This is a genomic window from Hahella sp. CR1 (assembly GCF_029813005.1).
In the GTDB taxonomy this organism is placed as follows: domain Bacteria; phylum Pseudomonadota; class Gammaproteobacteria; order Pseudomonadales; family Oleiphilaceae; genus Hahella.
In genome coordinates this window covers 267,474-280,844 of record NZ_JAPELK010000003.1, presented here as the reverse complement: position 1 = coordinate 280,844, position 13,371 = coordinate 267,474, and the positions used below count along the sequence as shown (strand labels likewise).

Sequence of the window (13,371 nt, the reverse complement as noted above, 5' to 3'; positions counted from 1 at the left end):
AAAACTGAATAGCACCAAATATCGAGTACTAATGTCCGAATCGACGGAAATATCTCTGGATCAACTTCCCTGGCTCAACAAAACCTGGCGCGACTGGGTGGGGCTGGCGCACAACGATAAAGTGCCTTCCGCTATTTTGGTGGCGGGACAACGCGGCGTTGGCAAGAATCGCCTGACTTCTGAATACGCCAAATTCCTCCTCTGTGAGCAGGCTCTGCGTCTTGAACGTCCCTGCGGCGACTGTCGTTCCTGTAAGCTGATAGAAGCGGGGACGCACCCCGATTTGCAATGGTTGGCTCCAGAGGACGGCGCCAAGGCCATAAAAATTGACCAGGTGCGTGGACTGGGAGACTTTATCTACGCCAAGCCGCAGATCTCCCGTCGCCGAATATGCGTGCTGACCCCGGCGGAGGCGATGAACGCCTATTCCGCCAACGCCATTCTGAAAACACTGGAAGAGCCGCCCGCCAGCGCCGTCATTCTGCTGGTTTCGCAACAAATCAGCCTGCTGCTGCCGACGATTCGCAGCCGCTGTCAGATATATACGCTGGCTGCGCCGGATAGAGAGTCTGTGGTGAATTGGCTGACTCAACTGGATGTGCCGAAAGAGCGCGCCTATAGTTTGACGGAAAGCGCTGGCGGTCGCCCTTTGACCGCATTGGCATGGCACAGTCAGGACATACTGGAGTTACGGGCGGAAGTCTTGGCGGACTGGCTCAACTACCTGGAAGGGCGCGTGGATGCGTTCACCCTGGCGGAAACCTGGAGCAAGCTCGATCTTGAGCGTTTGGCGGATTGGCTGGCTATCTGGCTGAAACAATTGCTGACCGCCACGCAGGTAAGTGCGGGCGAGGGGGGCGAGACGGAAGCGACTCTGGCGGGCGTGGGCGCGCGTCTGGACACGCAGCAGCTGGTTTCACTCTATGCGGAGCTCATCGAGATAAAGCGATCTCTGGTGGAGCAGCGCAACCTGAATCCACAACTGATGTTGGAAAGCTGGTTATTGGCGAACAAGCGCGTACGCAAGCGCAAGAAATAGTCGCCTCTACCGAGTGAGTCATATTTGATGGCTTTGCGCCTGCGACAATGCGGTCGCAAAATGAGTTGTCATACGCTCCTTTAACAGGAGCCTGGAAAACGAGTTAAGTAGTAAGTTAGCAAAAGGAAATATACGCGCGTGGATGTTTATTGCAGATACCATCCCACCCATGGCGCCAACTGGCAGTGCCTGGGTTGCCATGTTCAACTCTGCGGTAGCTGCGTTCCGGTAAAGCCGGGCAAAGGCGCCGCGACCTGTCCGTTGTGTCAGCAGGTCATGCGGTATTCCGCGGAAGGCTCTGCGGCGGAGGTCACGCCGTTCTGGCAGCGGCTGAACGACTTCTTCGCCTACCCCATGGCCAGGGACCCCATGATTTTGGTGGCCATCTGCACCTTGGTGCCGCTGGCGTTGGGTAAAGACCTGATATCGCTGATCATCGCTATCGCCCTGTTTTGCGCGCAGGTCAAATACATGTATAGCGTGATTGAGACCACCTCCAAAGGCGTGTTGAAGCCGCCTGAGCTGTTGTCCGCATTCAGCGGCGGCGGGTTATTGCTGGTCATTCAGCAGACCTTGATCTTCATTGCCTTCGGCGCGCTCATTGTCGTCTCCGGCATATGGGGCGGCTCTTTTCTGATGATTCTGGCGGTTGCGTTTTCAGCACTGGTTCTGCCAGCCAGCATCATGCTGCTGGCGATTGAAGGCAATGTGGTGGATGCCCTGCATCCGACGCGTCTGATCGGATTCATCTCCAGCATTGGCTGGCCGTATTTCGTTCTTTATGGCTATCTGCTTCTGCTGTTTCTGGGGCTGGGCGCGGCGCAGGATTTTGTGCTGAGCAACTTTTCCCAAACCCTGGGCTTTCCACTAGCGGGTTTTATTTCCAGTTACTTCATGCTGGTGATCTTCAATATGCTGGGTTATCTGTTGTTTCAGTATCAGCATCGCCTTGGCCTGGCGCCTGATGAAGCTCTTGATGCGCCGCCGCAGAATCCAGAAGCGCTGGCGCAGCGGAATGATAAGCTGGCGATGGCGGAAATTGACATCAATCTTAAGGAAGGGCGTTACGAGGCGGCGGCTGGGCTGCTGCGCAACTTGTATAAACGCAAACCGCATGATTTGGTGGTGCTGGACCGGCTGTACAAACTGCTGCTGGAGACCAACGCCTGGCCAGAGCTTTTGAAAACGTCAAAGCCTGTTTTGCAGATGTTGGCGGACGCAGGAAGGATTCATGAGCTGAAGCTGGTGCTGAGAGGGCTCTATGGACATTTCCCGGACTATACGATCAACGATGAGACGCTGTTGTACAACGTGGCGCAGAGTCTATATCACTCTGGCGACTTCAGGCTGACCTTGAAGTTGCTGCAGGGGTTCAATTCCCGGTTTCCAGAATCCGCGCACGCCGCTGACGCGATCATTGTCATGGCGCGTACCCTGGCGAATGGGCTGCACCGAGCGGATAAAGCCAAGGAATATTTGCTCTATGTGCAGAAACATTACCCGGACCATTCCGCCGTGCCGGAAATTCCTGCATGGATTGAAGCGATGGCGAAGAATGGCAGGCTGCCGGAGCCGGTCGCCAAGTTTGGACTGTCATCCTGAGGGCGCGGGTTGCGCGCCCATTTGCGGCGGGTTCTTAAGATTCTTAACCTTCAAGCTGCTTTAGTTCGCGCTCATATTTCTGCGCTTTGACGTCCATTTGCCGTGCTTTGAGCGCCTGAATCAACGTGCGGTAGCACTCTCGCACCAGCTCTGGATTGCTGATGCTTTTCACTACTACGCCAAATACCTGCTCTGCTTCTTTGATCAGGTTGTTGTTGAGACAGGTGTTCAGAATACGGAAGTGATACTTGTCTTCCAGACGAGAGTTTTCCTTGGCGTACTTCTGATACTCGCTCCAGATGAAATAGGCATGATTAAAGTCCTGCATCTTCAACGCATGCTCAAGCACTGTGATGGTGAACTGCAGGCTTTCCTGGGTGTCCGGTTTTACTTTGTATAAATGGAAAAGCTGCTCCTGAATCCCGATGTGCTCAGGGTGTTTTTCCCATAACGCTTTGAAGCGTTCCCGCGCGCGTTGAAAGTCGACTCGCCCAACGGCGTCCATGGCGCGAGCCAGTTCTTCTCGCATGGACTGGTCCTGTTCTTCCGGGGAATGAGTGATTTCCTGCGCAGCCCTCGGCGCCAGGCGATCCAGGGGGAAGATGATGGCGGCGCCCGCGACCAGTCCCGCGGCGTGAGCGACATAGGCGACATTGGAGTCGACGTAAGTGAAGTACTCGTAAAGCTCTTTGCCTACCCAAACCGGCAGCATGATTAACGCTGGCGCGCGGAAGTAGTTGAAGTAGACATAAAGGAAGGCGAAGAAACGGATTTGCTGCAGCCGGTAGTGCGCCACATACATCCCCATCAGACCTGACACAGCCCCGGATGCGCCCACCAGCGGCGTCAGACTGTCGCCTTCCACCATACTGAAAATAAAGCCTGAAACCACGCCGCAGAACAGATAAGCCATGACATAAAGCGCAGCGCCAAGAATGCGTTCAATGGCGAATCCGAGTAAAAACAGCATTACCATGTTGCCGAAAACATGTCCGAAGCCGCCGTGGAGGAATTGATAGGAGAGCAGATCCGCCAGTTCCATCTCTCCAGGAATAAGTCCCATCTGTAGGTGACTGAGCTGGCTGAGATAGTGCTCCTGGAGGTAAGTGCGCTGGGACTTCCAGGTTTCAAAGGCTTCCGGCTCAATGAACTCCTGCCCATTCTGCATCAGATAGTTAACGAACTTTCTATCGGTCAGCATGTAGGGAATCAGTTCGTCGCCGCGACCCTCGTTGACGGCTTTACGCGCCGCCGCCGACAGCTCAAAACGGTTGTCCTGGCCCAGGCCGATATGGCGCTGCAGATAGTCGGCGAATTCAGGCGCCTCCAGTTTGACCATCTGATTTTGTTCGTAGTAATGGGCGGCGTCCTGCCAGACTCGATTATCTTTGCCGCTGAGGTAAAAGAATATGGCGAAATTAATGAAGATCAACAGCAGTGTGGCGACCGGGGGCTTGCGCCAGTTGATGGTCTGTTCAGCGGGAATAATCAGCATCTTGGATCTCTAACTACCTACAGGGAAAGCACAAGGAACGGATTGAAAAGTCATAGAAAATAATTATCGGAGATAAGCGGGAAACGCGCCACTGCGGCGCGCATCCAATGCTGGCGATCAGGCGCCGGGAGTCAGGTTCTCCAGATAACGGGGCAGCATTCGCTCCAAGCTGTCCACCAGCGTTTGCGTCTGCGGGTCGACCTCTATGTTGACCTTGTCGCCCGGTTGCAGGGCGCTGAAAGTCGTGACACGCAGCGTTTCCGGTATCAGGTTCACTCTGAACCCGTCCTTACTGACGGAGCCGACGGTCAGACTGGCGCCATTTACGCCAATAAAGCCCTTGTCGAAGACGTACTTGCGCAGTTCCGGGGGCAACTGGAAATCCAGCGCCACGTTATTTTCCGTGCGCTCGATATGAGTCAGCACCGCGACATCATGGATATGCCCTGACATCAGATGGCCGCCAATTTCATCGCCAATTCGCGCGGCATGCTCGAAATTGACTTCATCACCTTCATTGAGATCGCCAAGGTTGGTCAGGCGCAATGTCTCTGTCATAAGATCGAAGGCGATATAGGCCCCATCAATGCGCACCGCTGTCAAACAGGTCCCGTTGATGGCGACGCTGGCGCCTGTTTCTGTTGAAGACTGGTCGGTAGGGAACTCAAAATCGTAGGTGTAGAGACCTTCGCGGCGTACGGCTTTGCGCAGTGTGGCTTTGCCTTGAACGATTCCTGTAAACACGGTGGACTGATCCTTTCGCTGAGGTAAATGCTTTTTATGCAGGTGGTCATAATAAGCGTCCATGGCTGTATTTTCTAACTTTTCAGGCGTATTTCTCTGGGTAGTTGAGTCGAAAGAGGCGGCCCAGCGGTATGTTTTGTCGCAAGGGGAGGGCGTATTCGCCAAATACTCGGCGTATGTCATATCTAGCTAAGTCTCGCATCGCAGCAATGTACAGGTTTTTCTAATGAATTCAGGTGACTGGCGCGTCTATTGCTAAATAGTCTGAGGCTGACGAGGTTTTGGCGCAGTGGGCGCTGGTGACCCGTCCTCGTTATTACTCTATAGTTTTCGATATGAAGATACATAACCCTAATGATTTTGATCTGGATCCCAAGACGCTGCGCTCATTGGCGCGCGGTGATATGGACCCAGTGCGGCGTGCGGTGGAGGAACACCGGAGCAATACGCTACCCGCCGCCAAGGAATCTCAGCCTGCTGCAAAGTCTCCCGCAAAAACGCCGGCAGCGCCGCCGTCGGACCCGCGCGCTAATAAAGACTTAGCTAAGACGAAAAGCAACGGCGTTGCGCCACCCGCTCAGGGCGCCAAAAAAGCGGAGCAGAAAAAGGCGGATGCGGCGGAGAGTGAAGAGGATCGTAAGCGCCGCTATCGGGAGACCGTGGCGCAGCGCAATCAACTTACTCAGATTCTCCGGGAGTGTGAGGCGCTTGAAGTCATGAACTATGACGTGTTGGCGATCAAGCACTATCCGCAGACGATTGATTTGATCAGCGCCCGGCGGCGCAGGGATCTCTGGCTTTTATCCTGTCTGCTTAGTTTCGCGGTATTCCTGATTGGCTGGCAGGGCGGGCTTAACGCCTGGATTGCTGGTATCGCTTTTGGTTTCTTTGTCGCTTTATCCGCCTTGGCTATTCCACCCCTGCGGCGTCTTTTCATCAAGAATGCAGGGTACGGTGAGTTAGTGCGTCAGAGAAAAGAGTTGGAATTTCGCGCGATCACCCACATCCGTATGCTGGAAGGCTCCAACGGTTTGGCGTATCAATGTCTGATGATGTCAACCTACCGCAAGAGTCTGCTGGACAGACGCTATCGGCGTCTTGTCACTTTGAGTCAGCAAGGGCAGTTAATCAAAGCCATGCGGACGGTCGCTGCGATTCGTCTCTATCTGCAATACCTGCTGGAGGCTCAGCAGGCTTTTGAGATCACCAAGAATAAATACATGGAAGCCAGCGCCAAAATTAAGACGGAGTTTGCGGATCTGGCGTTAGCTGAAGCCTGAGTATGAGCCTTCCTGTGCTCGTTGGTGGCTGTCAGCGTTCGCTTCGCATCCTCACTTATCCCACCAATTCACGTTTAATCCCTGCTGTCGCTCTCGCCATTGACTTTGCTCTCTGAAGTAGGGAGCGGATCTCCTGTGTTCATGTATGCGCTTTTATGGCGCGTCTTTTCGACTTTTATTTGTCTCTGTCTCATTAAAGTGCGTCGTGCGATAGGTCTGGCCTTAAGTTGGTGCGTGTTTGGTCTGGAATTTGCTGATTTAGTCGAAGAGTTATGGATGGCAAGTGTGATTTGTGGCTGTAACTCTGCGAAAAACAAAGAAAAGCAAGGGACTGCCTAACTCTAAGACGGATCGACAATAACAAAATCAAAAGCACTATTTGTGTGCGTTGTGATGAGCGGCGCACCATGCAAGAGCGTAACAGGAGATGGAATGAACGACACGAATAATGCGGTGGAGACCTTGCTGCAAGGCGCCGACACCCTGTTTATCCTTTTGGGAGCCATTATGGTGCTGGCGATGCACGCTGGCTTTGCATTTCTCGAAGTGGGAACCGTGCGCCATAAAAACCAGGTAAACGCCCTGGTGAAAATTATGACGGATTTTGGCGCGTCTACATTGGCGTACTTCTTCGTTGGCTATCAGATCGCCTATGGGGTCAACTTCTTTTCCAGCGCCACCGAATTGAGCGTCAACAACGGTTATGAGCTGGTGAAGTTCTTCTTCCTGCTGACTTTCGCCGCGGCGATTCCCGCCATTATTTCCGGAGGCGTCGCAGAACGCGCCAAGTTTTACCCCATGCTGATCGCCGCATCAATCTGTGTGGGCGTGGTGTATCCCTTATTTGAGGGAATGGCCTGGAACGGCGCCTTCGGCTTTCAGGACTTCTTACAAGAGCGCTTTGGCGCTACTTTTCATGACTTCGCAGGGTCCGTCGTCGTACATGCTGTGGGGGGCTGGATCGCCTTCGCCGCGGTGTATCTGCTGGGAGTGAGAAACGGCCGCTATCGCAATGGTCAGCTGGTCGCCTTCGCGCCATCCAACATTCCTTTTCTTGCGCTGGGCGCCTGGATACTGACGGTGGGGTGGTTTGGCTTCAACGTGATGTCTGCGCAGACGCTGGGCGGCGTAAGCGGGCTTGTCGCGCTTAATAGCCTGATGGCGATGGTGGGCGGCATTGTGACGTCTATGCTGGTAGGGCGCAAAGATCCTGGATTCATACACAACGGTCCTTTGGCCGGGCTGGTGGCGGTGTGCGCTGGATCTGACATTATGCATCCGATTGGCGCGCTTATTACCGGCGCAGTGGCGGGAGCGTTATTTGTCTTCCTGTTTGAGTACATGCAGAAACGCCTGCGAAAACTGGATGATGTATTGGGCGTTTGGCCCTTACACGGCGTCTGTGGTTTGTGGGGCGGCGTGGCGGCGGGCGTTTTCGGTTTGCAGTCATTCGGCGGCCTTGGCGGCGTCACATTCCTGTCACAGCTGGTCGGATCGGTCACCGGCGCGGTGCTGGCGTTTGTGGGCGGATTTGTCGTCTATGGCGTGGTGAAAAAGCTGTCTGGACTACGCTTATCCGAAGAAGAGGAATATCAGGGAGCGGACTTGGCGATTCATCGCATTGGCGCCAACAGCATGGACTGAGTTCTCCGGCTCCGGTGGGTATGACGCTGTAAGTCATGCCCGCCGGCGCATAAGGGAACTTCCGACTGTTAATTTATCTGCATTCAGCGCAAACTTGACCGGCCTTTCCGCTGAACTGGTTCGTTAAAATCGTGTGTGCAATAATTGCACAATATAAAACGTTGTCAGACTTGACATTCCAGCCTATCAAACGTATGTTTCAAACACTTGTTTGGAGCGGTACGTCAGAAGAATAAACATGTCTCAGTCAGATACAGTTGATCGGATTTTAGATGCTGCAGAGCAGTTATTCGCGGAACGGGGGTTCTCGGAAACATCACTGCGGCAGATAACCAGCAAAGCCAAAGTCAATCTGGCTGCGGTAAACTACCATTTCGGTTCCAAGAACGCGCTGATTCAAGCCGTGTTCGCACGCTTCATTAATCCATTCACCCGCATATTGCGAGATAGACTTCAGGGCGTCGTTGCGGAAAGTCGCAAAGTCGAACTGGAGGAACTGCTGCAGATCGTTACTTCCTCCGTTATCGACATTCCAGCCAGAAACAGCAAGAGCCTGTCAATTTTCATGCGTCTGCTCGGGCTGGCTTACACGCAATCTCAGGGACATTTGCGCAAGTATCTGGAGCAACAGTATTCCACAGAATTCCGTTTGTTCATGCGCCTGTTGAAGGACGCTACGCCAGAGCTGAATGCGGTGGAGCGTTTCTGGCGTATTCAGTTTATGCTGGGCGCTACAGCGTTCACTATGTCCTCCTCAGAAGCGTTGGGCAGCATTCTTGAGAAAGAACTGGGTGTAAAAACCCCTGTGATCGGCATCGTCAATCAGCTGGTGCCATTCCTGGCTGCGGGCATCAATGCGCCCTCGGACGAGTCGCGTCACACTTCTACGGAAGCCGCCAGCGCAGGGTGAGTCAGGGGCGGCTGTAAACCCGGCGAGGATGTAATATTCTTGGGGGCAGTCGCCAATCAACTCCTGGAGCCTCATGTCGCTTTCTATTGTCATCTCTGTACCATTGCAAACGTTAACGCTGCTGGATTCAGGTAAAGCGGTGGAGACTTTCACCGTGTCCACCGCCAGAGCGGGCGTTGGCGAACGTAACGGCAGCGGACAAACGCCACGGGGCGAACATATCATTCGCGCCAAAATTGGCGCAAAGGCGCCGCTTAATGCTGTGTTTCGCGGCCGCCGTTGGACCGGTGAAACGTATTCCCCAGCGCTTGCTGAAGCCTACCCTGAACGCGACTGGATTCTCACGCGCATTCTGTGGTTGAGCGGGACCCAAAAGGGCTTCAACCGCGGCGGTGATGTGGATACGATGCGTCGCTACATTTATCTACATGGAACTCCAGACTCCGAGCCTATGGGCGAGCCGTTGTCGCATGGCTGTATTCGAATGCGAAATCAAGATATTATCCGGCTTTTTGACCGCGTCGGCCCTGGAACTCCCGTTCTCATCAACGGCTAAACTGCGCGCGGCCTAAATCCAATCAGCCAGATACGCGATTTCTTATGAGCAAGACAGCAAAACTGGGTCCTTTGATTATCGATCTTAAAGGGCTGGATGTTAGCGCGGAGGAAAAGGAGCTACTGAGCCGACCTGTCGTGGGTGGCGTCATATTCTTCGCACGTAATTACACCGATCCTCAGCAACTGGACGCGTTAGTCAAACAGATTCGCGCTATACGTCCTGAACTGCTTTTGTGTGTGGATCAGGAAGGCGGTCGGGTGCAACGTTTCCGGGAAGGACGCACTTTATTGCCGGCCCCCGGAAAACTGCGCGCAAGCTACCAAGAAGACCCTGCTACAGCCAAGGCAATTGCGACAGAGCTGGGCTGGCTCACCGCCATAGAGCTGAGAGAGTTTGACCTTGATTTCAGCTTCGCGCCCGTGCTGGATGTGGATTATGGCAAAAACAAAGTCATCGCCGACCGCGCTTTTGGTGATACGCCGGCTATGGCGGCGGCGTTGGCGCGCGCCTTCTGGCGCGGGATGGGGGAGGCTGGCTGCGCAGGCGTAGGCAAACATTTCCCTGGACATGGCTTTGTGGCGGAAGACACGCATGTGGAGAGCGCCCGCGACTTGCGCAGCTATGAAGATTTACTGGACGCGGACATGCTGCCTTTCATTGAAATGATTGACGCCGGCGTCGAGGCGATGATGCCTGCTCATGTCATTTATCCTGCCTGCGACCCCTCACCTGCAAGTCAGTCCGCTTTCTGGCTCACCCAGGTCTTGCGTGAGCGCTTGCAATATCAGGGCGCTATTATCAGCGACGATATGGGCATGCAGGGGGCGGATCTGGATGGCGAGGAGGGTGAAAGCGCCAGTGTTGTCAGGGCGCTGCAGGCGGGTTGTGATCTGCTGATGGCGTGCAACAATCCTGAGCGCTTACTCAAGGTCGCCAATAAATTGGAGGCCCTGCCTGAGGATCTATTATTCCCGGAAGATTCACTGCGCCGTCGCCACAGTATGCGACGACGCCCTTTAGGGACGGTGGACCAGGCGAGGCTGGCCCGAGCCCGTGAGCTGGCGCAAAGCCTGCGTCAGTAAACGTGATGAAATAGCATACTAACGTAACGATAGGGGGAAGTTGTGTCCTGGAGTGAAGCGAGTTCTTGGTTGGGGTTTGCCGACGATTCCATGCATTGGATTGTGCGGGTGTTTCTCATCGTCTTCGTAACCCTGGTCGCCAATTATCTGTGCCATAAAATAACGGCGCGAATCGCGCGTCAGCTGGCGAAAACCCGGAACTTGTGGGATGACACGCTCCTGGACGCCGGCGCCAAGCCGCTTGGGGTATTCATCTGGCTGATCGGGCTTTCCTGGGCGGCGGAAGTGGCGCAGCGTGAAACTGGCGCGGTCGTATTTGAGGCGGTGGATATTATCCGGGCTATCGGCGTCATCGTGCTGATTATCTGGTTCCTGATCCGTTTCGTCAGAGGCGCGGAAGAAATTCTGGTGTCGCCGGACAAGATGAAACAGCCCATGGACAAGACCACCATGTCGGCGATCAGCAAACTGCTGCGCGCCTCCATCATTATTACCGGGGCGCTGGTTATCATGCAGACCCTGGGTTACAGCGTATCCGGGGTGCTGGCGTTTGGGGGTATCGGCGGCATTGCAGTGGGTTTTGCCGCCAAGGATTTGCTGGCCAACTTTTTCGGCGGCCTGATGATCTACCTGGATCGTCCGTTCTCTGTGGGAGACTGGATTCGTTCTCCAGACAAGAACATTGAGGGAACAGTAGAGCAGATTGGTTGGCGTCTGACCTGTATTCGCACTTTCGACAAGCGTCCGTTGTATGTGCCCAACTCCACCTTCACTACGATTTCGGTGGAGAACCCTTCCCGAATGACTCATCGCCGTATCTACGAGACTATCGGCGTTCGCTATGACGATTTCAAACAAGTGCCGGTGATTGTGGAACAGGTGAAAACCATGTTGGCGGAGCACGATGAAATAGATGAAACCCAGACCATGATTGTCAATTTCAACGCCTTTGCGGCGTCATCTCTGGACTTCTTTATCTACACATTCACCAAGACCACCAACTGGATCAAGTACCACGAGGTCAAGCAGGACGTGCTGATCAAAGTGATGGACATTATTCAGCAGCACGGCGCGGAAGTGGCGTTTCCAACGCAAACGGTGCATTTGCCGGACCAACTGAAAGTGTTGAAAGAAGCAGAAAGTTTACAAGATCGGAGAGAATGACATGTACGCCATTATTGGAGGCACTGGACTGACTGAGCTGGAAGGTCTGGAAATCAAGGGGCAGGACAAGATCGATACGCCTTGGGGCGCGCCCTCGGCGGATATCGTACGCGCGCAGTTGCAAGGGAAAGAGGTGCTGTTTTTGGCGCGTCACGGCAATCCGCACCGAATCCCGCCTCATGAAGTGAATTACCGCGCTAATATCTGGGCGCTGAAAGAAGCGGGCTCCAAAGGCATCCTAGCGGTAAACGCCGTAGGCGGCATTCATCCGGATATGGGGGCGACCCATGTGTGCATCCCTGACCAGGTGATCGATTACACTTATGGGCGCGAGCATACTTATTTTCAGGGCGATATCGACCATGTCACCCATATCGATTTCAGCTACCCCTATGATGAAGCGCTGCGCAAACTGATTTGTGAAAAGGCGACCGCCTTGGGCGTCAAGCACAGCAACTTTGGCGTTTACGGCGCTACCCAGGGACCGCGCCTGGAGACGGTGGCGGAAATCCGCCGCATGAAACAAGACGGCTGTGACATCGTTGGTATGACGGGAATGCCGGAAGCGGCGTTGGCGCGCGAGCTGGATGTCCCTTATGCCTGTATTTCCCTGGTCGTTAATCCGGCGGCGGGCGTCAGCGAAAATATCATCACTATGGAAGAAATCCATGAGGCGATTGATCAGGGTATGGGGTATGTGAAGCAGCTGCTGGCGGCGCTGGTTGCAGAGAGCTGACCTTCAGCGTTGTGCGTTATACATGCTGATCGTTGAATGAAAAAAGCGGGGAAATTACCCCGCTTTTTTATTGGATGCTCAAAGCCGTCTAACTTTGGTGGGTTATATCAGTCTTCCGACGGACTGTCGGTTTCGCTTTCTTCCGACTCTTTCTCGTCCTCGCCAGCCAGGTTGCCTTCTGCGGTGTCGACGGAAGTCTGGATGCGCACATTGCGGACCGGGATAATTTTCACCAGTACGCCTACGACAGGATGATCCAGATAGTGGACCTCGCCGCTGCGCATGCGGCGTGATTGTCGGTTGCGGTAGCGGGCGACAGGCTCAAGTCCTCTGAAGGCCTCTTCCATGAACGGCTCCTCGCTGTCGGGTGCGGTTACCTTTGCTTCCGGCGTGTTTTGCGGCATTGGTGTGAGCGCATTGGCGGCGCCCGTTTGCTCGGGGAAGGGCGTAAACATGTCATCCATAGCGCCGCCTGGCTGCTTTTGCCTCCACTCCACCAGGGATAAATCAATCGTGGTGTGCAGGTAACGAGTGCGTGACAGGCTCACCACGCCCTCTATGCTGTAGCCTTCGCCCAATCTTTCCGTATCAAAAATACGCACGGGCGTATCTTGGTTGTACGCGAGATTCGACACCCAGGATTTATGCCAGACAACCTGATAACCAGAGCGACGGTCAAGGTTGTTGGCGATCCATTTTAACAATGTCTGGTTTGCGCCGAGCGCCTGTTTCTGCAGACTGCTCAGCGGTGTGAAATCCACTAGGAGCGGCGCTTCGGGATTGTAATCGACGGGATAATATTCGAAGTTCTCTTCCCCTTCCGGCACGGGGGTTTTGAACATGATGAGGTCGATTTGATAAAGCCCTGCATAGGCGCGCAGGCTGGAAGACATAAGCCCAAGAAACAGCGTGAGAAAGAGTGCAATGCTTCGCGCTGAGAAAGGGCAAAGTTGAGGTGTTCGGCAAAATAGCATTTATTTGGACAACTTCTTTTGTTTTGTGATTGGAAGGCGTGCGCCAGGGAATAAAAGCTAGGGCGGGTTGATGGCGCCAATGGGGAAGTGGCCATCCATCAACAAACCCTCACAAAGTATACTACATTTCCCTGGCGCCGGG

Annotated in this window: 12 protein-coding genes; 9 read left to right on the top strand and 3 right to left on the bottom strand. The window is 54.2% G+C overall.

What is annotated here, in order from left to right:
- Positions 1 to 31: 31 nt before the first annotated feature.
- Both holB and ONV78_RS09215 read left to right on the top strand, forming a co-directional pair.
- A complete protein-coding gene (gene holB, locus ONV78_RS09220; RefSeq protein WP_279502781.1) occupies positions 32 to 1,039 on the top strand; it encodes a DNA polymerase III subunit delta' in 1,008 nt (335 codons plus the stop codon).
- A 138-nt stretch (positions 1,040 to 1,177) separates the two neighbouring features.
- Positions 1,178 to 2,641 (top strand): hypothetical protein, encoded by a 1,464-nt coding sequence (locus ONV78_RS09215; protein WP_279502779.1) that lies wholly within the window; start codon positions 1,178 to 1,180, stop codon positions 2,639 to 2,641.
- 43 nt (positions 2,642 to 2,684) lie between these two features.
- On the opposite strand, the gene ONV78_RS09210 is transcribed toward ONV78_RS09215, so the two are convergent.
- Positions 2,685 to 4,136 (bottom strand): rhomboid family intramembrane serine protease, encoded by a 1,452-nt coding sequence (locus ONV78_RS09210; RefSeq protein WP_279502777.1) that lies wholly within the window; start codon positions 4,134 to 4,136, stop codon positions 2,685 to 2,687.
- A gap of 117 nt (positions 4,137 to 4,253) precedes the next feature.
- A complete protein-coding gene (locus ONV78_RS09205) occupies positions 4,254 to 5,063 on the bottom strand; it encodes a riboflavin synthase subunit alpha (protein WP_279502776.1) in 810 nt (269 codons plus the stop codon).
- A 152-nt stretch (positions 5,064 to 5,215) separates the two neighbouring features.
- Here ONV78_RS09205 and ONV78_RS09200 point away from each other — a divergent pair, with 152 nt between their 5' ends.
- The 7 genes from ONV78_RS09200 to ONV78_RS09170 all read left to right on the top strand — a co-directional run bounded on the left by ONV78_RS09200 (position 5,216) and on the right by ONV78_RS09170 (position 12,255).
- Positions 5,216 to 6,160 carry a hypothetical protein gene (locus ONV78_RS09200; protein ID WP_279502775.1) on the top strand — a complete coding sequence of 315 codons (945 nt, stop codon included), beginning with the start codon at positions 5,216 to 5,218 and terminating at the stop codon, positions 6,158 to 6,160.
- Between the two features lie 432 nt (positions 6,161 to 6,592).
- On the top strand, positions 6,593 to 7,804 hold the full coding sequence (locus ONV78_RS09195; RefSeq protein ID WP_279502773.1) for an ammonium transporter: 1,212 nt from the start codon (positions 6,593 to 6,595) through the stop codon (positions 7,802 to 7,804).
- A gap of 238 nt (positions 7,805 to 8,042) precedes the next feature.
- Complete coding sequence (locus tag ONV78_RS09190) at positions 8,043 to 8,714, top strand: TetR/AcrR family transcriptional regulator (protein WP_216735573.1); 672 nt, start codon at positions 8,043 to 8,045, stop codon at positions 8,712 to 8,714.
- Positions 8,715 to 8,787: 73 nt separating this feature from the next.
- Positions 8,788 to 9,270 carry a L,D-transpeptidase gene (locus tag ONV78_RS09185; protein ID WP_279502770.1) on the top strand — a complete coding sequence of 161 codons (483 nt, stop codon included), beginning with the start codon at positions 8,788 to 8,790 and terminating at the stop codon, positions 9,268 to 9,270.
- 44 nt (positions 9,271 to 9,314) lie between these two features.
- Positions 9,315 to 10,355 carry a beta-N-acetylhexosaminidase gene (gene nagZ / locus ONV78_RS09180; RefSeq protein WP_279502769.1) on the top strand — a complete coding sequence of 347 codons (1,041 nt, stop codon included), beginning with the start codon at positions 9,315 to 9,317 and terminating at the stop codon, positions 10,353 to 10,355.
- A gap of 42 nt (positions 10,356 to 10,397) precedes the next feature.
- Entirely contained in the window at positions 10,398 to 11,519 is a 1,122-nt protein-coding gene (locus ONV78_RS09175) for a mechanosensitive ion channel family protein (RefSeq protein WP_279502767.1), read from the top strand.
- A gap of 1 nt (position 11,520) precedes the next feature.
- Entirely contained in the window at positions 11,521 to 12,255 is a 735-nt protein-coding gene (locus tag ONV78_RS09170; RefSeq protein WP_279502765.1) for an S-methyl-5'-thioinosine phosphorylase, read from the top strand.
- Between the two features lie 107 nt (positions 12,256 to 12,362).
- Here ONV78_RS09170 and ONV78_RS09165 read toward each other — a convergent pair whose 3' ends face one another.
- Positions 12,363 to 13,229, bottom strand: a complete 867-nt coding sequence (locus ONV78_RS09165; RefSeq protein ID WP_279502763.1) for a peptidoglycan binding protein CsiV — start codon at positions 13,227 to 13,229, stop codon at positions 12,363 to 12,365.
- Positions 13,230 to 13,371 lie beyond the last annotated feature (142 nt).

Coding starts and splice junctions, on each gene's coding strand:
- holB (WP_279502781.1), top strand. CDS start 32: ATGTCCGAATCGACGGAAATATCTCTGGATCAACTTCCCTGGCTCAAC.
- ONV78_RS09210 (WP_279502777.1), bottom strand. CDS start 4,136: ATGCTGATTATTCCCGCTGAACAGACCATCAACTGGCGCAAGCCCCCG.
- ONV78_RS09205 (WP_279502776.1), bottom strand. CDS start 5,063: ATGACATACGCCGAGTATTTGGCGAATACGCCCTCCCCTTGCGACAAA.
- ONV78_RS09200 (WP_279502775.1), top strand. CDS start 5,216: ATGAAGATACATAACCCTAATGATTTTGATCTGGATCCCAAGACGCTG.
- ONV78_RS09195 (WP_279502773.1), top strand. CDS start 6,593: ATGAACGACACGAATAATGCGGTGGAGACCTTGCTGCAAGGCGCCGAC.
- ONV78_RS09190 (WP_216735573.1), top strand. CDS start 8,043: ATGTCTCAGTCAGATACAGTTGATCGGATTTTAGATGCTGCAGAGCAG.
- ONV78_RS09185 (WP_279502770.1), top strand. CDS start 8,788: ATGTCGCTTTCTATTGTCATCTCTGTACCATTGCAAACGTTAACGCTG.
- nagZ (WP_279502769.1), top strand. CDS start 9,315: ATGAGCAAGACAGCAAAACTGGGTCCTTTGATTATCGATCTTAAAGGG.
- ONV78_RS09170 (WP_279502765.1), top strand. CDS start 11,521: ATGTACGCCATTATTGGAGGCACTGGACTGACTGAGCTGGAAGGTCTG.
- ONV78_RS09165 (WP_279502763.1), bottom strand. CDS start 13,229: ATGCTATTTTGCCGAACACCTCAACTTTGCCCTTTCTCAGCGCGAAGC.